The organism is Clostridium sp. M62/1, from assembly GCF_020736365.1.
Taxonomy (GTDB): domain Bacteria; phylum Bacillota; class Clostridia; order Lachnospirales; family Lachnospiraceae; genus Otoolea; species Otoolea saccharolyticum_A.
Genome location: NZ_CP085988.1, coordinates 698,609 through 716,967 on the forward strand (window position 1 = coordinate 698,609; position 18,359 = coordinate 716,967).

Genomic DNA, 18,359 nt, shown 5'->3' on the forward strand with positions numbered 1-18,359 from the left:
AGATGACAGATCGAGAAAAGAAAGAATTAATAGAAGCCGAGGAAACGATACTGCAGTTGTTCTTCGATGCGTATGAAAGAGCAATGAAGTACACAAAAGGCAATATCAACCTTTCACTCCGCATGGCAGCAATGCTCGTGTCAGCGATGGTTCACGACCAGACGGAAAGCAAGTCCTTTCAATTTTTGTGGCAAATGGGGAGGGATAACAAATGACGCAGGAAATAACAATGGGGTCTTTGTTCTCCGGGAGCGGTGGCTTTGAACTGGCAGGATCGATATTCGGAATCAGACCAATATGGGCAAGCGAGATAGAGCCATTCCCGATACTGGTAACCACAAAGAACTTCCCGGAAATGAAACACCTCGGAGACATCAATAAATTAAACGGCGCAGACTTAGAGCCAGTGACCATCATCGCAGGCGGCTCTCCATGCCAGGACATGAGCATAGCCGGAAAGCGTGAGGGTCTGGACGGTTCACGAAGCAATCTGTTCCGTGAGCAGATACGGATCATAAAGGAGATGAGAGAAAGTGACAGAGCAGCAGGCAGAACAGGAACGCAGATCAGACCGAGATACATGGTCTGGGAGAACGTGCCTGGAGCATTCAGTAGCAACAAGGGCAAAGACTTCCAGGCAGTCCTCCAAGAAATCGTCAGCATCACAGATGAAGAATCCAATGTACCTCTCCCTCCGAAGGGAAAATGGCAGACAGCCGGATGCATCATGGGCGACCATTTCACCATCGCTTGGCGAGTGCTTGATGCCCAATACTGGGGAGTGCCCCAAAGAAGAAAGCGTATCTACCTTGTCGCAGATTTTGGAGGAAACACCGCACCAAAAATATTATTTGAGCGAGAAGGCTTGTCTGGGAATTTTACGGAGAGCCGAGAAGCGTGGCAAAGAACTGCCGGAGATATTAAGACTGGCACTCATAAGACAGGCACAGATGATGTCGAGTGCTATGACATCAGCGACAGACGCAGGGTAGCTGATAAGAGCGAGGTATCGCCCACGCTCACAACAAAGATGGGGACCGGCGGTAACAATGTACCCATCGTATTAGAAAACCACCCACAGGACAGCAGAGTGACGATAGCAGAGGACGGTAATGTACCAACGCTAACCAGTCGCATGGGCACCGGGGGGGGGCAATGTACCACTCATCCTCAGCCAATCACATTGCAGATCAGAAGCGGATGTGAGGGAGGAGGTAAGGGAGCATTGATGCAGACAGATAAGAGCGCAACGCTCAGTACACACAACACGCAGACCTTATTCGACCCGATTCCAATAGCAGACAAGGCGACCCGATACAAGGGCGGCGGAGATACCAGAAACAATGACGGCTCTGCCAATGGACTTGGCATCGGAGAACCGGGAGCACCTGCCAACACACTCACGGCCGCAGACAGGCACGGAGTAGCCTGCTTCGCACAACAAGCAATCGGGGAATATGAGGAATCGGAGAAAGCCTCCTGTCTGAAACGCAGGGATTATAAGGACAGCACCGACCTCATTCTCTGGGAGTACATCATCCGCAGGCTCACACCATTGGAATGCTGTAGACTGCAAGGCTTCCCAGATAACTGGGCAGAGGAACTGGGGATAACAGAGCCAACGCAGGAAGATATCGATCACTGGCGAGAGGTGTTCCGAACGCAGATGGAAGCCATGGGCGAGAGCAAAAAGGAAAAGACAGACAACCAGATCTGCAAATGGCTGAAAGACCCGGAGAGCGACTCAGCCAAATATAAGATGTGGGGCAACGGCATAGCACTTCCGTGTGCAATGTTTGTGATGGAAGGCATTGCCATGATACTAAGCGAGGAGGATGCAGATGAGCAGAAATAACAGAGATTACATATCCTGTCGCAACCCCGCAGCAACCAAGCAGCAGGAGGCAGGTTGGAACAGGATGGTGCGAGATTTGGAGCACCGCAAAGCAAAAGAAAATCACAGGAAGGAGGTAAAAACCAATGGCAGAAACGCATAAAGGCTTCGGTCTGCTTTTTGAAATGGGATGCGGAAAGACGCTAACAGCAATCATGATAGCAGGCACGGCTTACCAGATGGGTAAGGTGGAAAAGGTACTGGTGGTAGCACCGACCTCCGTCTGCTCCGTATGGCCCAAGGACTTCGCAGAATTTGCAGACTTCAAGGCAAACATCAAGGTACTGCTCGGAGACAAGAACCGCAGGCTGAAGCTGTTAAACGATCTCGACAACTTCCCATTCAAGGCATTAAAGGTAGCCGTTATCAATTATGAATCCACATGGAGAGAAGGCATCTTTGACGCACTGTATGAATGGAACGCAGACATGATCATCTGCGATGAGAGCCAGAGAATCAAGAGCCACGATGCAGAGCAGTCCAAGGCAATGCACAAACTGGGCGACCAGGCAAAGTACAAACTTATCCTGTCCGGAACTCCGGTACAGAATAATGCAATCGACCTGTATAGCCAGTACCGCTTCCTTGACCCGACAATCTTCGGAACGAACTTCTATCAGTTCCGAAACAGATATGCCATCATGGGCGGATTTAACAGACACCAGATCGTGGGATACAAAGACCTCGACCAGTTAATCCAGAAAGAGCACTCCATCGCATACCGAGTGACCAAGGACGAAGCACTCGACCTGCCGGAGCAGACATTCCTGCAGAGATACATAACGATGTCGGCAAAGGAAAAAAACATCTACGACCGCATCAAGCGTGAGAGTTTCGCAGAACTGGAAAGCGGCGGGCAGATCAGCGCAACGACCGTGCTGACAAAGCTGCTTCGCCTTCAGCAATTCACTGGCGGATTTTTAGTGGCAGACGGCGAGGAAAAGCCGGAACTGGTCAGCAAGGGCAAGCTGAACGCACTGGAAGAAATCGTGGACGATTATGTGGTGGACGCAGGAAAGAAACTGGTAATCTTCGCACGTTTCAGACCGGAGATAGACATCATCGGGCAGATGCTGAAAAAGAAGAAACTCCGCTACGGAGAAATCTATGGAGATGTGAAACTGGAGGACAGGGGCGACATCGTCAAGGACTTCCAGACGAACCCGGAAACGATGGTATTCCTCGCACAGATCGATACTGCAGGACTGGGAATCACACTCACGGCCGCAGACACCTGTGTGTATTATTCGGTCAACTTCAACTATGCAGCATATAGTCAGAGCCTTGCCAGAATCCACCGTATCGGGCAGAAGAATGCCTGCACTTATATCCACCTCATCACAGAGGGAACGATAGACGAAGTGGTGCTGAAAGCACTGGCAAAGAAAGAGGATCTGGCAAAAACAGTCGTGGATACATGGAGGGATTATTTTTAATGAAGAAAGATATAGATGTAAAATGCTATGAATTAACACTGACACCAAATTATGTGTCAGATTGGACTTTTAATGATGCGCTTAGAGAATTAATCCAGAATGGCACAGACCAAGAGGTACTGGATAAGGAGAATAAGTTCCAGATCATTTACAACGGAAAAGAAAAAACACTCAGACTTGTAAATCAAAAATCTGTCCTTAAGATAAATACCCTGCTTTTAGGACGAAGCAGCAAAGCAAACAATGAGGACACAGTTGGACAGTTTGGAGAAGGGTATAAAATTGCTGCTCTTGTTTTGAACAGACTTGGGAAAACCTTCACGATTTACAACAATGAAAAAGGGGAAATCTGGGAGTCCAGATTTAAAAACTCTGAAAAATGGTTGGAAAAGATCCTCGCATTTTATGTGTACAAGCATGATACAGATAACTCTGGTTTATGTATCGAAGTTGGAAATGTTACACACGAGGAATTCAATAATTTATACAAGGTGTGGCTTCATTTGGAGAACTGCGATTATAGCAAAGCCGAGACAGGGTACGGCGAAATTATCTTGGATGAAGAATATGCCGGAGAAGTATATGTCAATGGATTGTTCGTGGATTGCAACAGTGATTTGAAATACGGGTACAACTTCAAGCCTAAATACATACGACTGGAGCGTGACCGAAAGACTTGCGATAGTTGGAATGTTGAAGAAATTACATCTCTTATGATTGCTGAAGCAATGGTAAAGGGAGACATTCCAATAGAGCAGGTTAGGAAAATGATTGAGGAACGTGCGGATGATGTATATCATTTTGAGTTCAATACTTACAAAAACGATGTGAAAAAAGTACAGGAAATGCTAATAGAATCGTTTGATAGTCAAAATCCACAGCCATACTCCATCCCAGTAGACTCACAGGAAGATGTGAAAAAAGTCAAAGCATATGGTGGAAATCCGGTAGTAGTTCCATCCGGAGTAGCGAAGCTGCTTAAAGAGGAAAAGGAAAAGCGTATTAAAACACTTATGGAAATACCATGCGCCAGTGTTATGACCTTAAAGGATAAATTCAATAGATGGTATGACATTTACGCTGAAAAACTTCCGCCAGAAGCGCAGGTGGAAATCAGAAACCTCATCGAAGAATTGGAGTGATTGATATGGACAAAATCGTAATCTGCAAGCAGTGCGGTAAGCCAGAATACTGGGGAGAAATGAGATGGCTGTCGGGAAGATGTACTTGCAGGAATTGTTACAAAGCAAACTGGCAGGACGAGAATCATTGCTTATATACATGGGATGATTTAGACGGAAAACGTCCAACAATGAAAGAGTACCAGGAACAGCAGGACGAGAGGTATCGTAATGGCAAAGATTGATATTTTTAATCCGGAAAGCAAATATGACATCCTCTACACGGACCCACCGTGGCAGCAAGGCAGGGGCGGAAAGAAAGCGGCCAGACCGAACAGCACCGGAACAACAGTACCATACGAGACAATGGACGTCCCCGGAATTATGGAACTGCACCGCTATGTCACAAACGAACTCATGAATGAAAAGCACAATGTATTCATGTGGACGATAGACAAGTACCTGCCGCAGACAGAGGAAATCATGAGCCTGCTTGGATATAAACTCCACGCAAGGCTGATATGGGATAAGGGCAACGGACCGGCACCCGCCTACACGGTGCGCTTCGCACATGAGTACCTGCTCTGGTTCTACAAGAAGGGGAATATCATCCTCCCGGACAAGGACAAGCGTGGAGCATTCTCCACGGTACTCAGAGAGAACAGCAAACGGCATCACAGTCAGAAGCCGGAATGTGCCTATCAGATGTTAGAAACATTTTTCCCACAAGCAAAGAAACTGGAACTCTTCGCAAGGGCGGAGCGTGACGGTTGGGACCAGTGGGGAAATGAATTATAAAACCAAAGGAGGAGCAACAACATAGAAACAGTCACAACATTAGATGACAAGGTCAGAGCTTTCAAGGTACTGCTCGACAAGAAAGATGAATTAGCAGAGCAGACCAAGGCAAACAATGAGGAACTCAAAAACCTCGAACAGGAAATCGCACAGCAGATGGTGGATGAGGAAAAGCCGGATACTACGGTGGATGGCTTCAAGTACAGCCTGCAGGAGAAAACGAGATACTCCAAGATTTCAGAAGAAAAGCTGATGGAAAAAGGTCTGGTATTCTTCGATGTCTTGAGAGAGCAGGGATTCGGACACCTCATCACGGAAAGAGTAGATCCACAAACCCTCAACTCTGCGATGAACAATCTGGCGGCCGAGAACGATGGAGAACTGCCGGAAGAAATGGCAGAGGTACTCTCCGTTTATTCGGAACTTAAGGTATCCAAGAGAAAAGCCAACACCAAGGCTCTGAACAGAGCAAAGAAAGCACAGGAGGTATAAAGATGGACTACGAACAGATGGAAATTGACATCACACTGGAAAGTGACCGTGACCTTAAAGAGAATATGCAGGCGACTGCCAAGTTCGCACTGGGGCAGATTATGGAGTATCAGCACCCGACCAAGGTAAAGAACCGCCATGAGGGATACGGCATCGCAGCAGAGGGATATGCGTCCCTGCAGGGCAAGATGAAATCCACCAAGACAGATATGGATGACCTCTTAAAACTCCTGCCGAATGGAGACGGCGATGTCCTCAATGTAATCGGCAGCCTTTACAATTCAGCGGTTGAGGTAGCTGTGGAGTCCATCAAACTGGCAGCGCAGGCACAGAGGATCATGGACGACCTCTACTACGGAGAGAGCGGAAAGCCGACACCGATGGAAGAATACATGGACGAGCAGGAAGCAGGAGCGTCAGAGGACGATGGCTTCGAGGAAGCAGACAATAACAAAGAAGATGTAGAGGAAATGGAGGAATAAGACATGGCAAAGAATGAGGTAGCAACAACAGATAAGAAGTTTGAACTGGTCACGCTGACCGGAGAACTGGCGGAGGCGATTGCAGAGGAAATGGACGGACTGGGAAGTATCCCATTCGAGAGGGCAAAGATTCCGAGCGGTGGTGGTCTGGCATTTGAACTTCCGGGAGAGACAGAGGACGAGCCTGTGATGAGCACGGAACTCACAGGAGTAATCCTCCACCATCATCCGGTAAACGCATACTGGGCAGAACAGTACAGTGGCGGAAACGAGCAGCCGGACTGCTCAAGTTATGACGGAAAGCAGGGAGTGGAACGTGAGACAGGAGAAATCCACGACTGCAGCAAGTGCCCGCATAACCAGTTCGGAAGTGCCGGAGCGGGAAAAGCCTGCAAGAACATTCACAGATGTTACATCCTGCAGGAAGGCAACCCTGTACCGATTATCCTCGCTTTACCGCCAACCTCTCTGAAATACATCAGAGATTACATCGGCAAGCGAATCCTCCTCAAAGGACTCCGCTGCTACGAAGCGGTAACCAAGATCACGCTGAAAAAAGAAAAGTCAGCAGACGGCATTACATATTCCAGAGCGGCCTTCACATTTGTTAGTAAGCTGACGGACAAACAGAAAGCCGAAGCCAAGGCAATGGCGGAGAATGTAAAAGCCATGGCAGGCAATATCCCGGAAGTAGACGAAGCAGACTACAACGCCGGAGCCGCCGTGGATGCGTCAGAGTTTCAGAATGTAGACGGAGACGCAAATCTGCCGTTCAACTAAGGCAGACCAAGCCAGGAGCGGAAACGCTCCTGGCATTATCCAAAGGAGGCACAGTATGCAGATATTATTTGATAACTGGACCGGCAGATACGATGACGAATGCTTAATGCCGGGAGATATCGTGGAAGCGGCTATGGTTTACAACTTTAGAGAGAACGCAGGAAACCAGACGGATACTATGATCCAGATGAGCGAGGTCGCAGACATCGTAGGCAATCTGCCAATCTATGGCACCATATACAAAGAGAACAGATACTCGCCATGGAAGTACGCAGGACAGTGCTATCCGGGTGAGTTACAGAATAGAAATCCGGCACTCATGCCGATGTGCTATATCTGCAGCAGATACAGGGCAGATACCAGAGAGGAACTGGAAGAAAACATCAGAGTGGCGAAGTGGGCAGCAAATAAGGTAGTCAGTGAAGGAAAGATACCGATTGCACCACACCTTTACTTTCCACGTTTTATGGATGACTCCATCGCCGAGGAAAGATACTTCGGAATGGAAGCAGGCAAGCGTCTGATGATGCAGTGCAAGGAATTCCTCGTAGTGACCGTGGATAATGTGATCAGCGAGGGAATGAATGAGGAAATCGACTACATGACGAACAAACTCATGATGCAGGGCAAGTCAATCAATTTCACAAGACTTGGACTGGAACAGGTAATACTTAGTAGATTGGAGCGATAATATGCAGCAGGCAGCGGAGGTCGATTTAGACCGTCTGGTAGATTATAAAACTGAATACTGCTCCGTTATCAAAAAGCACAAGATCACAGGCGACAACCTCACAGGTCTGTGTCCGTTTCATGACGACCGTGCCAATTCATTCTCGGTAGACTTAAAGACCGGAATGTGGCACTGCTTCGCAGAGGATGAGGGCGGAAATTTCGTCACATTTTATGCAAAGCTGAACGGACTGGATACCAAGGAAGCCTATAAGCAGATACTGGAAAAGTATGGAGCATTGAATGAGCCGCAGGAGAAACCAAAAGAGAAGAAACCAGGACTGGATCACTACACCGTGTCCCAGTATTCATTCGAGAAGCGTCTCCCAGAGGACTGGCTGAAAGAGCAATGCTGCCTGCAGACGAAGAAAGACCGAAACGGAGTCCAGTATTTATACATACCATACTTTGACGCAGAAAAAAATCTGGCACTGCACCGTAAGAGATACGGCGGAAAGCAGTTCCGGTGGGAATATGGAAAGACAGACAGGCTGTGTATGTATGGATTATGGCAGATAGAAGCCATAAGGAATATCGGATACGCAGCACTGGTCGAGGGCGAGAGCGATTCCCAGTCCATGTGGTACATGGGAATCAGCACACTCGGAATACCGGGAGCGTCCATGATGCGGGCAGACTGGGCAGGAGTCCTGCAGGATTTGAAACTTTACATCCATGTAGAGCCGGACAAGGGTGGGGAAGCATTCCTCGCAAAAGTCACAAGGGCACTCCGGGAAGGAAAGTTCGTAGGAGAAGTATACAAATGGAGCTGTCGAACACTCGGATGCAAGGACCCATCGGAAGTTTATATGAAGTATGGCAAAGAGGAAGCGTCCGAGAAGATCCGAAAAGCAATCAGCAACGCAGAGCAGATAGACATCGAGGAAGATAACATCCCGGAAGCGGTCGAGGGAGCACCTGTGAACTTAAGGCAGCCGGAAGGTTGGATTTATTCAGAAAAGGGAATCAGCGTGATCGATGAAAAGAAGTATGCACCAGTCATGGTATGCAGAACCCCAATCATTATCACGCAGCGACTGCGGAGCATGGAAACAGGAGAGGAAAAGATAGAGGTAGCATTCAAGAGGGATGGGCAGTGGCACAAGGCAATCTACCCACGAAGCACCATCTTCACATCCAGAGCCATCACAGCACTGGCAGACTTAGGATGCACCGTCACATCGGAGAATGCAAAGCACATCGTAAAATTCTTGGCGGCACTGGAAGCCGAGAACATAGACATCATAAAGAAAGCAGACTCCACAAGTACATTCGGATGGCAATCCGGAAAGCGGTTCGTGCCAGGGCATGACAAGGACATTGTTCTGGACATTGACCCATCGCAGAGGGGCATGGCAGCGGCATACTGCCAGAACGGAACAATGGCGGACTGGCTCAAAATGATAAAGCCACACCGAAGCAGAGACAAGTTCCGGTTCATACTGGCGGCCAGTTTCACAGCACCGCTCCTGCGGATCATAAAGCAGCGAATATTCTTCGTGTACAACTGGGGCGGTTCAAAAGGCGGAAAGACCGCAGCGCTTAAGGCAGCACTCTCCGTATGGGGCGACCCGGAAAGACTGATGGTAAATTTTAACGCAACACAGGTAGGCTTGGAGAGAACCGCATCCTTTTACTGCGACCTTCCGCTCGGAATTGATGAGCGACAGTTGGCAGGAAATAACCAGAACTCACTGGAGAAAATCGTGTACATGATCGCCAGTGGTACAGGAAAGATACGAGGTGCAAAGAGCGGTGGCATCCAGGCAACACAGACATGGAGAACCGTGGCACTGGCAACCGGAGAAGAACCACTATCAACAGAAACATCGCAGACAGGTGTAAGCACCCGTGTGCTTGAAATATACGGCGGACCATTTGACGATGAGAGGGAAGCCTCCGTCATGCATCAGCAGTCTGGAATGAACTGCGGATGGGCAGGGCCGGCTTACATCGGAATGCTCCTGCACACAGACGAAAGAAGCATCACGGAGAAATACGATGAAATGATGCAGTATGTATACCAGATCAGCAAAGGAAAGAGCGGATCACACATAGCGGGCATCGCAGCGGTGGCACTGGCAGACGCAATCATCGACACATGGGTATTTAATAACGGAGAATGGCTGAAACGGTACGAAAATGGAGAATTTGATACGGAATCAGCCAAAACAAACACGGAAAACCTGCAAATCGACCCGGAATCATGGGAAAGAGCCAAAGAGATGGCAAGGAACATCCTGCAGGAGCAGATGAACGCAGACACCGGAGATGTAAACGAGAATGCCACGCAGTACATCGTGGACTGGATACTGTCAAACAAGGACAGCTTCGGGGAGAAAGCCTTCGGAACGTGCCTTGGCATGATCCAGAACAAGAACGCATACATCTTCCCATCCATGCTGACGCAGGCACTCACGAAAGCAGGGTACTCATCCAGAAAGACACTGAAATACCTCGCAGATAAGGGTCTGATCGGAGTATCAGTCCTTAAGGACGGCAGTACCAAGAACTCCGTAACAAAATGGTTTAACAACCGAAACTGTAGATTTGTGGAATTCCACTTGGGCGACCTCGCAGAGGAAAAGGACCCATTACTGGAGGAGGAAGAAATCGCAGAGCAGATGAAACCGCAGCAGATGAATCTGCCGGGAATGGGTGACGGATGGCAGACCATACCCGATGAGGATGCAGATAAGCTTCCGTTCAATTAGTCACAGAATTTGCGATTTAGTCACAAAAACCATGGAGCAGAAAAAATTGTGTGACTGGAAATTATGTGACCAAAATCGCTAAAAAGTTATAAAAAACCTTAAAAAACCGCACACCTAAAATTAGGTGTTTAGTTAGGTGTTCGGTTAGGTGTTTAGTAAAAAACCCAGTAAAATCAAGGCTTTTAATAACATCTAAACACCTAAAACACCTAAATCACTATTTTTATTGTATTTACGGAAAATTGTGTGACTGCATAAAGGGTTAGTCACAGAAATCACTAAAAAAACATGGTGTATTTCAAAAATTAGGTGTTAGGTGTTTAGTAACCCCGATAAAGCCAGTAAAATCAAGGGTTTCACACCGCACACCTAAATGAACACGTAGGTGTGCGGTAGAAAAATGGAGCATTAGGTGTTCGGAGACAGAAAGGGTGGTGCGAATGGAAGATGAAAGCATCCAAAAGGATGAAGAAAAGCTGAAATCGCTACTGGAGACACTGAAAAAGAATGACGAGAATGTGCCAGAGGAACTCCTAAAGACCAAGTACAAGAAACCGTACCGGGAACTAAAGGATAGCATCAAGGAAGTAGCGGATCAGATCTCCGGCAGGAGAATCAGACAGGACATCGTTATAAAAAACGATGATGCCGGACAGGTTCTCATAAAGCAGATACAGGAAATGCTTGAGGAAAAACGGAGAGCCGGAACAGGCAAGGAACTCGGCAGGACACTCTACAAGGAATACAGTGTCGAGAAATTCCTACAGGTGGTGGAAGAAATCAGAATAGCAGTCTGGAATCTGTGGATACCTTACTGGCAACAACACTGTTGCTTATACGCAGCACCGGAGTGCTTCGATGAGGACGGACCGCCACCGAAGATTTATAACGATCTGACAAAAGAGTTCCTTGTAGACCAGGAACAGAACATCTGGGAGAAGAAACCAGAGTGGGAATCAGAACAGAGAATGATCATCACAGCCGGAGCGTGCCACATTCTGGCTGAGGGATTAAGAAATAAGGAGGAAGCAGATGGGATGCAAAGCAGCGATACCAACGGATGAGTACCACGGATGGGAGTGTGAAATAACAGAGGGAGCGTGTATGTTTTTACACCCAGACAGTAAAAGATGTGCCAAAGAATATGGCGAAGGACCAGATACAGTAGAACAGGAGGAGCAAGACAATGGATAACAGACAGGTAAACATCAACAGATTTGAAGCAGAGATGGCAAAGGTAACAAGAGACGGAGTGGACAAGCTGATGGCATTTATCAGAAAGAGTGATATGTACGCAGCACCTGCAAGTACCAGATTCCACCTTTCAGTGACAGGCGGACTGCTACAGCACTCACTCAATGTACTGGATGCACTGAGGGCGAACCTCACAAAGAACGATGACGGCACATACTCATACGAGGTCGCAGGAGTTCCGGCAGCCAGAGTGACAGAGGAAAATGTGATCATCATGGCACTGCTCCATGACATCTGCAAGACCTACTTCTACACAACGGAAATCAGAAACCGCAAGGTCAATGGAAAGTGGGAGCAGTACGAAGCATTCGCAGTAGACGACAAGATTCCATACGGTCACGGAGAAAAGTCTGTAATGATGATCGAGGAATATATGAAGCTTCAGCCAGTAGAAAGATATGCAATCAGATGGCACATGGGATACACCGAAGCCGACACCTTATCATTCAACAATGCAATCGACAGATACCCGATGATCTGGGCACTGCATTCCGCAGACACACAGGCAAGTCACTTCATGGAAAACAATGAGGGGAACAAGCTGGCATACGCAGACAACGGATCAGCGGAATACGCAGATCAGCCGACCATGCAGGAGGCAACCGCCCCGGTATTTGAGGAGGCGACACCAGTATGAGCATGATGGAACTGCTGTCCCAGATGAGAGAGCGAGCCAGAGCCAAGAAGCAGCGCAAAGGAAGCCTGCCGTGGTTTTGTATCATTCTTTCGGACAAATGCGTAGAGCCGGAAAAACCCTGTACTGAGTGCAGGGTTTACGAGGAACATAAAGAAGAAATCGAAAAGGAGATGGAGAGACATGATCATCAAGATTGAAGCAGTACCGAAACTGGTAATGGAAAATGGAGTAGAGAAAGTCGTCATGGGAGAAAACAATCAGCCAGTGTGGGATAAAGAAAGAGCACTTATCACAACCAAGGGCGGCAATTACCGCAGAATCGTCACACTCACAGACGAACTGGCGGCAGAGGTGCTAAAAGGACACCGATACTTCAATGCAGTAGAGAAAAACGGAAAACTCCACATCACAGGGAGAGTGTCCGCCAGATTTTAAGGAGGCAGACGATGACAGCAAAGAACGCAGAAGGGTATCCAGACCCAACAGCAGAGGAAGCAATCCGCCATGTAATGCGTGGCGGAAAACTGGATTATACCTCCTTCAGAACCTACGAGGAACTGCAAGACTACACCATAAAGCATAACAAGGGTATAAACACCAGAGAAGCGGCCGACAAATTCATCCGGGAGAAGATGCCGAAGGAAAGCTACTTCCAGAAGAAAATCCTTGACTGGATAAAAGACAACGCACCAAATGCCATCGCATGGAAAGAAGCAGCCGGCCCGTACTCCAGACAGGGAATCCCGGACATTACCTGCATCATCAATGGCAGGTATTACGGATTTGAGGTCAAGCGGCCATTCATTGGGGTACTAAGCAAAATACAGGAGCAGACGATAAAACAGATCCGCAGAGCAGGTGGCAGAGCATGGGTAGTCACTTCGGAAAAGGAAGTAGCAGAAATCCTGCTGCCGGAACTGACACAGAAATAGCAAGGGAGCAAACAGAATGAGAGTAGCAATCGAACCGAGAAAAGCAACTGACCGTGGCGGATATTACTGTATGCCGCTGAAGGTAAATGTGCCGACAGGACGCAAGGACTGGAAGCTGACCAAGTGCCCGGAGTGCGGTGCACAGTGTTGGGAACTGCCACTGGCAGAAGTAGCCAAGGCGCAGGGAGCAAAAGGACTCTGCACCATGTGCGCTTTAAAGAAGGGAGTGAGCGGAAGATGAACGATGATGAAAAGTGTTGCTGCGGAAACTGCCTGCACCACAGACCATCATGGGAAACAGGACATCTGAGCGGATGGCACTGCGATAACTTCATGGCAGACGCATACGGATGTGATACGGAGTACGATGATGGAGAAGAATGTCCAGATTTTGAAAGCAAGAGGTAGGCAAACCATGTGGAAGATTTTCATAGAATACGATGATAAAAGCAAATTGACGATAACCGGAAAACACAAGGATATTCCGGTAGAACTGGCGAACAAATACTACAGAGAATATGTGAAAAGTAGCGTATGCAATGCCACATATCAGCAGTATCCAAAGAAAGACCATAAACCAATGTCACTAGCAACGAAGATCATGGAACTTCAGAAGGGAGCGTAGCAATGGGAGAAAAACCATTAACAACCGAGGAACTGCGACAGATGGCAGGACAGCCAGTGTGGTGTCCGGATGAGGAAGCATACGGAATTGTGATGTGCGACAAAATCGGGCAATGGGCAGGAATTCCGTTCTTGCACGGAGTATGGTACGGGGATGGCAATGGCTGCGGTGTGGAATTTAATCATAATATCATCAAGAGAAGGCTGAGATGCTACAGAACGATCAGCGAGAAAGACATCCCGAAACCACTCATACAGAAAGCAGCATTCGGAGATATTGTGATGGTATGCCCAAACTGCGAAAACGCAGCCGTTATCAATCCATACAGAAAAATCAATCCATACAGAAAAGACAGGGAATTATATCCGCACTGTCCGTGGTGTGGGCAGAAATTAAAGGAGGCAGAGGATGAGACTGAAAAAGAAAATCAGCAGGCAGAGTAAGATATTCAAAAAGGCAATCAATGCAAAGTGGGCATTCTACTGGGCAAAGTTTATGACAGAAGCAGCGGCCATCTGCAGGAAGTACACGCATGAGGTAATCGAAGGCAAGGGAACGGATCATGAATATACACACGCCTCATGCGATGGTTGCCCATTCAATGTGGAGAAGTTCGGGGAGCATAAGATATGCGGGTGCGTATTAAGCGCACCGGACGACTGGGATGAGCCGAAGGTAATCGGTCATGTCGTCCGCACAATAATCCATGAAATGGCAGGTGGCAAGAAATGAACGAGAACGAAATCCGTGAGTACGCACTCATGAAAGCAACATTCAAGTGGCTGCTGATCGGTATGCTATGGCAAGGATTAGAACTGTGGTTCTATGGAGCAACCAGACCGAGTAACGAGGACACAATCATCGGATTTTTCCTCTGGTATTACATCGTGAGATGTGAATGCATGAAAAGGGGAGTCTGGTGGAAAAGAGGTGGAAACAATGGCAAAAGGTAAACCAAAGCGTAAGCCATTCGGGATGAATTCCAGTCTGGCGGACGCAACGCAGGTAATGAGACAACTTCCGGTGTCGGCAATGCTCTCGTCCATTGAAATGCAGATAAACATCCTGCAGGAGCGTGGAGTAGAGATACGAGACTGGGAGAACAAAGACCGGGTACTTAAGCAGGTAAGGATACTCGGCGGAAAAGCATACTTCCTTGCGGAGGACAAACCCAGGGATTAGAAAGAAGGAAAACTATGACACCAGACAGCATGGCAAATGGGGTAGAAGAACAAAAACTGCTTCTCAAACAGTACCTCGGACAATATTATTATGCCAAGATGAAAAAGAAGCAGTTGGAAGCCAGACTTCGTACTTTCAGAGAAAATATGCTCGGCACAAAGGGGATGCAATACTCCCCAGTGCCACGCAGCCAGACCAACAGCGTAGGAGACGGACCGGCAACGCAGGTCATCCGTGAAATGGAGATCGAGGATAGAATCGAATCACAGAAAGCAGAGATGGCAAAGACCATGCTGAATGTGATGAAGATCATGGATTTTTTACCAACGGACTCCACGGAACGAAGCATACTGGAATACAGACACATTGACTGTTTGAGTTGGAAGCAGGTGTGCAAGGAAGCAAACATGACAAGGACCCCTTGCAACAAATACTACAACGCAGGAATTGACAAGCTGCTTACATACAAAAAAGTACAGTCAATTTTACAGGAATTCGCCTCCTCCCAAGAACCCTCAAAGCCTTGAAATTGCTTGACTTCGGAGTAGGGGGGGGGGTAGAATTGTAGTTGCAAAAAGGCTTATTTATAGCCAATTTAGCACAAACAAAATTCTACCCCAAAAGGAGGTCTCTTATGAAAGAGAAGAAGCGAAAAAAGGTCGGCATTGTACTGATCGCAATCATTGTTTTATGCATCATCGGAATAATTGCATCGCCAAGCGATGATAAAAAGGATGATAGCAATCCAAGGCAGACAGAGCAGCAGAATACTGAGGTCACGGAGCAGGCTTCGGAAACTACCGAACCAAAAACAGAGGAAAAAGACGAACCCGCAGAAATTGATGGAGTAGACATCATATTCTCTGACACAGTAAGAAATGACAAGACAGGAAATTGGAGACTGGCAAAAGTTACAGGGGATAAATCAGCAGAGGAATACGCAGCGGATTATTATAAGCAATATTTCAAGGCGGATAATGAAGTCCATGCAGTCGTCAATTTCACGCTTAATACCACAGCCTGCATAACCTGCGTAGGAGATACGCTCAATGTTAGAATATACGAGCACATCAAAGACGAAGAACAGTATGCGGAGAATTTATTCACAGGCACTAAGTACGCAGAATACAATGTGGATAAAAACACAGGAGATGTGGAAAAGGTGGAATAATTCAAGGCTAATATATTGCAGAATATCAAGCCGGAAATTTTACCGGGGAAAATTCCGCAAAAAGAAAAACAGAACATCGAAAATTCAAGCCGACTTTTGGAAATCCGCATTCGGAATCCAAGGGCCGGCTTTTACTGTATGTACAGAACGGATCATAAATAGCAAGCCTAAAAAAATAGGGCACGTATATAGGGAGTGTACAAGGCCCGCATATAGCACCCCCATATATAGGGCAGGTATTACCCCAAGAAAATAAGGCAGGCAAGACACAGGGGGTACAGGGCACACCGTAGCACACACCCACAGGGGTAGGGAGAGCAGGGTTAGGACGCACCCGCACACCACAGACACAGCACCACGCGGCCACACCACAGGCAGGGCAGGCAAGGCACAGGGCACACCACAGGACAGGGGCACAGCACCACACAGAAGCACAGCACACAGAAGAAAGCACAAGAGAGTACACAAGAGTACATCGAGGTGTGCTATAGTAGTAGCGTGGAGCACAAGGGGACAGACCACACGGTCACACCCAACCACTCCACTTGCTCCCCTCAGAGAGGACATGGCACAAGGCATCAGAGCCTGCGCTGTGTCCTCTTTTGCGTGCAGGCGGGGCACGGCATCGCCGTAGGTACTACCCAGACCCAAAATGCAATGCGGGGCGAGGAAGGCGCGGCTTTTTTGCCGATAAAATAAAAAAATTTTTAACCATTTCGTTACGCAAAGCGGGAAGGAGGCTTGGAAATGGACCAGAAACTGAGAACTGAACGCAGGAAACTGGCTGACTTAAAGGCAGCAGAATACAATCCAAGAAAAGCACTGACCCCGGACGATGCGGAATACCAGAAAATAAGGCGGAGCATTGAAGAATTCGGATACGTTGACCCCATCATCATAAACGAGGATGGAACTATCATAGGCGGCCATCAGAGGGCAACCGTCCTCAAAGACCTCGGATACCAGGAAGTGGACGTGGTCGTGGTGGCTCTGGACAAGCAGAGAGAGAAGGCTCTGAACATCGCACTGAATAAGATTACAGGCGAATGGGATGAAGTGAAGTTGAAAGACCTCCTGCTTGACCTCGACCTCGGAGATTACGACATATCACTGACAGGCTTCGAGCAGAACGACCTCACGGAACTGGTGGACAAACTCGCTATCGAGCCGGAAGCAGTGGACGATGACTTCAATGAGGACGAAGCACTGGAGCAGGCGGAAGCCGAACCAGTAACCAAACTCGGAGATGTGTGGCTACTGGGCAGACACAGGCTCATGTGCGGAGACAGTACATCGCAGGATGACATGGCGGTTCTGATGAATGGAGAAATCGCAGACCTTGTCGTCACTGATCCGCCATACAATGTCAACTACGGAGACAAGGCAGAGATGCTCGATGAGTACCTCCCTGCCAAAGGACACCGCAACATCAATCACATCAAGAACGATAATATGGACAACCAGAGTTTCTATTCGTTCTTACTGGCAACCTACCAGAGTGCCTACGAATTTATGAGAGCCGGGGCAGCAATCTATGTATTCCACGCAGAGAGTACCGGGCACATATTCAGACAGGCATTCCTTGACGCAGGACTGAAACTCGCCCAGTGCTTAATCTGGGAAAAGAACGCATTCGTCCTTGGCAGACAGGACTACCAGTGGAGACACGAACCGTGTCTGTATGGATGGAAAGAGGGTGCGGCGCATTACTTCATCAATGACAGGACACAGGATACCGTCATTCTGGAAGATGATATAGATTTCAGTGCCATGAAGAAAAACGAACTTGTGGCATATCTGGAAGAACTCCGCAGGAAAAACAGAGATCAGACCTCTGTTATTTACGAAAACAAACCGACAAGGAATGACATACACCCGACCATGAAGCCAATCGCACTGGTCGGAAAATTCATAACCAATTCCAGTAAATCCGGATGGAATGTACTGGATCTGTTCGGTGGAAGCGGCAGCACCCTCATGGCCGCAGAGCAACTGGGAAGGACGGCATTCATCATGGAACTGGATGAGAGATTCTGTGATGTGATCGTGAAGCGGTGGGAAGATTACACCGGGCAGCAGGCAGTCCGAATCCCGGCAGAGGATGTAAAGTAG

The 18,359-nt window shown here is 48.0% G+C and carries 26 protein-coding genes; all 26 read left to right on the forward strand.

What is annotated here, in order from left to right:
• Positions 1-2 precede the first annotated feature (2 nt).
• The 26 genes from LK436_RS03705 (at position 3) to LK436_RS03830 (ending at position 18,359) form a co-directional block, all read left to right on the forward strand.
• Positions 3-215 (forward strand): hypothetical protein, encoded by a 213-nt coding sequence (locus LK436_RS03705; RefSeq protein WP_044930855.1) that lies wholly within the window; start codon positions 3-5, stop codon positions 213-215.
• Positions 212-1,855, forward strand: a complete 1,644-nt coding sequence (locus LK436_RS03710) for a DNA cytosine methyltransferase (protein WP_008396719.1) — start codon at positions 212-214, stop codon at positions 1,853-1,855. Before LK436_RS03705 ends, LK436_RS03710 begins: the two co-directional genes overlap by 4 nt.
• Positions 1,842-1,997, forward strand: a complete 156-nt coding sequence (locus LK436_RS03715) for a hypothetical protein (protein WP_008396718.1) — start codon at positions 1,842-1,844, stop codon at positions 1,995-1,997. Before LK436_RS03710 ends, LK436_RS03715 begins: the two co-directional genes overlap by 14 nt.
• Positions 1,981-3,330: a DEAD/DEAH box helicase gene (locus LK436_RS03720; RefSeq protein WP_008396717.1), complete on the forward strand. Its 1,350-nt coding sequence runs from the start codon at positions 1,981-1,983 to the stop codon at positions 3,328-3,330. The genes LK436_RS03715 and LK436_RS03720 overlap by 17 nt, the downstream gene beginning before the upstream one ends.
• A complete protein-coding gene (locus LK436_RS03725) occupies positions 3,330-4,472 on the forward strand; it encodes a hypothetical protein (RefSeq protein ID WP_008396716.1) in 1,143 nt (380 codons plus the stop codon). Before LK436_RS03720 ends, LK436_RS03725 begins: the two co-directional genes overlap by 1 nt.
• Positions 4,473-4,682: 210 nt before the next feature.
• Positions 4,683-5,249 (forward strand): MT-A70 family methyltransferase, encoded by a 567-nt coding sequence (locus tag LK436_RS03730; RefSeq protein ID WP_008396714.1) that lies wholly within the window; start codon positions 4,683-4,685, stop codon positions 5,247-5,249.
• Positions 5,250-5,405: 156 nt separating this feature from the next.
• Positions 5,406-5,741 (forward strand): hypothetical protein, encoded by a 336-nt coding sequence (locus LK436_RS03735; RefSeq protein WP_008396713.1) that lies wholly within the window; start codon positions 5,406-5,408, stop codon positions 5,739-5,741.
• 2 nt (positions 5,742-5,743) lie between these two features.
• Positions 5,744-6,223, forward strand: a complete 480-nt coding sequence (locus LK436_RS03740; RefSeq protein WP_008396711.1) for a hypothetical protein — start codon at positions 5,744-5,746, stop codon at positions 6,221-6,223.
• Positions 6,224-6,226: 3 nt separating this feature from the next.
• Entirely contained in the window at positions 6,227-7,003 is a 777-nt protein-coding gene (locus LK436_RS03745) for a hypothetical protein (protein ID WP_008396710.1), read from the forward strand.
• Between the two features lie 55 nt (positions 7,004-7,058).
• Complete coding sequence (locus LK436_RS03750; protein WP_008396708.1) at positions 7,059-7,694, forward strand: hypothetical protein; 636 nt, start codon at positions 7,059-7,061, stop codon at positions 7,692-7,694.
• A 1-nt stretch (position 7,695) separates the two neighbouring features.
• Positions 7,696-10,446 carry a DUF927 domain-containing protein gene (locus LK436_RS03755; RefSeq protein WP_008396706.1) on the forward strand — a complete coding sequence of 917 codons (2,751 nt, stop codon included), beginning with the start codon at positions 7,696-7,698 and terminating at the stop codon, positions 10,444-10,446.
• A 440-nt stretch (positions 10,447-10,886) separates the two neighbouring features.
• Positions 10,887-11,510, forward strand: a complete 624-nt coding sequence (locus tag LK436_RS03760; RefSeq protein WP_008396705.1) for a hypothetical protein — start codon at positions 10,887-10,889, stop codon at positions 11,508-11,510.
• Positions 11,511-11,632: 122 nt separating this feature from the next.
• A complete protein-coding gene (locus tag LK436_RS03765) occupies positions 11,633-12,337 on the forward strand; it encodes an HD domain-containing protein (RefSeq protein WP_008396702.1) in 705 nt (234 codons plus the stop codon).
• Entirely contained in the window at positions 12,334-12,534 is a 201-nt protein-coding gene (locus LK436_RS03770) for a hypothetical protein (protein ID WP_008396701.1), read from the forward strand. Before LK436_RS03765 ends, LK436_RS03770 begins: the two co-directional genes overlap by 4 nt.
• Positions 12,518-12,772, forward strand: coding sequence for a hypothetical protein (locus LK436_RS03775; protein ID WP_008396699.1), 255 nt, complete (start codon positions 12,518-12,520; stop codon positions 12,770-12,772). The genes LK436_RS03770 and LK436_RS03775 overlap by 17 nt, the downstream gene beginning before the upstream one ends.
• 11 nt (positions 12,773-12,783) lie before the next feature.
• Positions 12,784-13,269, forward strand: coding sequence for a VRR-NUC domain-containing protein (locus LK436_RS03780; protein ID WP_008396697.1), 486 nt, complete (start codon positions 12,784-12,786; stop codon positions 13,267-13,269).
• A 16-nt stretch (positions 13,270-13,285) separates the two neighbouring features.
• Complete coding sequence (locus LK436_RS03785) at positions 13,286-13,510, forward strand: hypothetical protein (protein WP_008396696.1); 225 nt, start codon at positions 13,286-13,288, stop codon at positions 13,508-13,510.
• Positions 13,507-13,677 (forward strand): hypothetical protein, encoded by a 171-nt coding sequence (locus LK436_RS03790; protein WP_008396694.1) that lies wholly within the window; start codon positions 13,507-13,509, stop codon positions 13,675-13,677. The genes LK436_RS03785 and LK436_RS03790 overlap by 4 nt, the downstream gene beginning before the upstream one ends.
• Before the next feature lie 7 nt (positions 13,678-13,684).
• The gene (locus LK436_RS03795) at positions 13,685-13,894 is read left to right on the forward strand and encodes a hypothetical protein (RefSeq protein ID WP_044930851.1); all 210 of its coding nucleotides are present in this window, start codon (positions 13,685-13,687) and stop codon (positions 13,892-13,894) included.
• Between the two features lie 2 nt (positions 13,895-13,896).
• A complete protein-coding gene (locus LK436_RS03800; RefSeq protein ID WP_008396691.1) occupies positions 13,897-14,337 on the forward strand; it encodes a hypothetical protein in 441 nt (146 codons plus the stop codon).
• On the forward strand, positions 14,303-14,626 hold the full coding sequence (locus LK436_RS03805; RefSeq protein ID WP_008396688.1) for a hypothetical protein: 324 nt from the start codon (positions 14,303-14,305) through the stop codon (positions 14,624-14,626). Before LK436_RS03800 ends, LK436_RS03805 begins: the two co-directional genes overlap by 35 nt.
• Entirely contained in the window at positions 14,623-14,847 is a 225-nt protein-coding gene (locus LK436_RS03810; protein WP_008396687.1) for a hypothetical protein, read from the forward strand. The genes LK436_RS03805 and LK436_RS03810 overlap by 4 nt, the downstream gene beginning before the upstream one ends.
• Positions 14,834-15,076 carry a hypothetical protein gene (locus tag LK436_RS03815; protein ID WP_008396686.1) on the forward strand — a complete coding sequence of 81 codons (243 nt, stop codon included), beginning with the start codon at positions 14,834-14,836 and terminating at the stop codon, positions 15,074-15,076. The genes LK436_RS03810 and LK436_RS03815 overlap by 14 nt, the downstream gene beginning before the upstream one ends.
• 14 nt (positions 15,077-15,090) lie before the next feature.
• Positions 15,091-15,603: a hypothetical protein gene (locus LK436_RS03820; RefSeq protein ID WP_008396685.1), complete on the forward strand. Its 513-nt coding sequence runs from the start codon at positions 15,091-15,093 to the stop codon at positions 15,601-15,603.
• A 107-nt stretch (positions 15,604-15,710) separates the two neighbouring features.
• The gene (locus LK436_RS03825; RefSeq protein ID WP_008396684.1) at positions 15,711-16,247 is read left to right on the forward strand and encodes a hypothetical protein; all 537 of its coding nucleotides are present in this window, start codon (positions 15,711-15,713) and stop codon (positions 16,245-16,247) included.
• Between the two features lie 747 nt (positions 16,248-16,994).
• The gene (locus LK436_RS03830; RefSeq protein WP_008396680.1) at positions 16,995-18,359 is read left to right on the forward strand and encodes a site-specific DNA-methyltransferase; all 1,365 of its coding nucleotides are present in this window, start codon (positions 16,995-16,997) and stop codon (positions 18,357-18,359) included.

Excerpts from the sequence above, each read along its gene's own strand:
- LK436_RS03815 (WP_008396686.1), top strand. The coding sequence starts at position 14,834 with ATGGCAAAAGGTAAACCAAAGCGTAAGCCATTCGGGATGAATTCCAGT.
- LK436_RS03810 (WP_008396687.1), top strand. The coding sequence starts at position 14,623 with ATGAACGAGAACGAAATCCGTGAGTACGCACTCATGAAAGCAACATTC.
- LK436_RS03830 (WP_008396680.1), top strand. The coding sequence starts at position 16,995 with ATGGACCAGAAACTGAGAACTGAACGCAGGAAACTGGCTGACTTAAAG.
- LK436_RS03785 (WP_008396696.1), top strand. The coding sequence starts at position 13,286 with ATGAGAGTAGCAATCGAACCGAGAAAAGCAACTGACCGTGGCGGATAT.
- LK436_RS03820 (WP_008396685.1), top strand. The coding sequence starts at position 15,091 with ATGACACCAGACAGCATGGCAAATGGGGTAGAAGAACAAAAACTGCTT.
- LK436_RS03760 (WP_008396705.1), top strand. The coding sequence starts at position 10,887 with ATGGAAGATGAAAGCATCCAAAAGGATGAAGAAAAGCTGAAATCGCTA.
- LK436_RS03805 (WP_008396688.1), top strand. The coding sequence starts at position 14,303 with ATGAGACTGAAAAAGAAAATCAGCAGGCAGAGTAAGATATTCAAAAAG.
- LK436_RS03780 (WP_008396697.1), top strand. The coding sequence starts at position 12,784 with ATGACAGCAAAGAACGCAGAAGGGTATCCAGACCCAACAGCAGAGGAA.
- LK436_RS03725 (WP_008396716.1), top strand. The coding sequence starts at position 3,330 with ATGAAGAAAGATATAGATGTAAAATGCTATGAATTAACACTGACACCA.
- LK436_RS03715 (WP_008396718.1), top strand. The coding sequence starts at position 1,842 with ATGAGCAGAAATAACAGAGATTACATATCCTGTCGCAACCCCGCAGCA.
- LK436_RS03730 (WP_008396714.1), top strand. The coding sequence starts at position 4,683 with ATGGCAAAGATTGATATTTTTAATCCGGAAAGCAAATATGACATCCTC.
- LK436_RS03825 (WP_008396684.1), top strand. The coding sequence starts at position 15,711 with ATGAAAGAGAAGAAGCGAAAAAAGGTCGGCATTGTACTGATCGCAATC.
- LK436_RS03720 (WP_008396717.1), top strand. The coding sequence starts at position 1,981 with ATGGCAGAAACGCATAAAGGCTTCGGTCTGCTTTTTGAAATGGGATGC.
- LK436_RS03790 (WP_008396694.1), top strand. The coding sequence starts at position 13,507 with ATGAACGATGATGAAAAGTGTTGCTGCGGAAACTGCCTGCACCACAGA.
- LK436_RS03755 (WP_008396706.1), top strand. The coding sequence starts at position 7,696 with ATGCAGCAGGCAGCGGAGGTCGATTTAGACCGTCTGGTAGATTATAAA.
- LK436_RS03750 (WP_008396708.1), top strand. The coding sequence starts at position 7,059 with ATGCAGATATTATTTGATAACTGGACCGGCAGATACGATGACGAATGC.
- LK436_RS03775 (WP_008396699.1), top strand. The coding sequence starts at position 12,518 with ATGATCATCAAGATTGAAGCAGTACCGAAACTGGTAATGGAAAATGGA.
- LK436_RS03765 (WP_008396702.1), top strand. The coding sequence starts at position 11,633 with ATGGATAACAGACAGGTAAACATCAACAGATTTGAAGCAGAGATGGCA.
- LK436_RS03705 (WP_044930855.1), top strand. The coding sequence starts at position 3 with ATGACAGATCGAGAAAAGAAAGAATTAATAGAAGCCGAGGAAACGATA.
- LK436_RS03740 (WP_008396711.1), top strand. The coding sequence starts at position 5,744 with ATGGACTACGAACAGATGGAAATTGACATCACACTGGAAAGTGACCGT.
- LK436_RS03735 (WP_008396713.1), top strand. The coding sequence starts at position 5,406 with ATGGTGGATGAGGAAAAGCCGGATACTACGGTGGATGGCTTCAAGTAC.
- LK436_RS03745 (WP_008396710.1), top strand. The coding sequence starts at position 6,227 with ATGGCAAAGAATGAGGTAGCAACAACAGATAAGAAGTTTGAACTGGTC.
- LK436_RS03770 (WP_008396701.1), top strand. The coding sequence starts at position 12,334 with ATGAGCATGATGGAACTGCTGTCCCAGATGAGAGAGCGAGCCAGAGCC.
- LK436_RS03800 (WP_008396691.1), top strand. The coding sequence starts at position 13,897 with ATGGGAGAAAAACCATTAACAACCGAGGAACTGCGACAGATGGCAGGA.
- LK436_RS03795 (WP_044930851.1), top strand. The coding sequence starts at position 13,685 with ATGTGGAAGATTTTCATAGAATACGATGATAAAAGCAAATTGACGATA.
- LK436_RS03710 (WP_008396719.1), top strand. The coding sequence starts at position 212 with ATGACGCAGGAAATAACAATGGGGTCTTTGTTCTCCGGGAGCGGTGGC.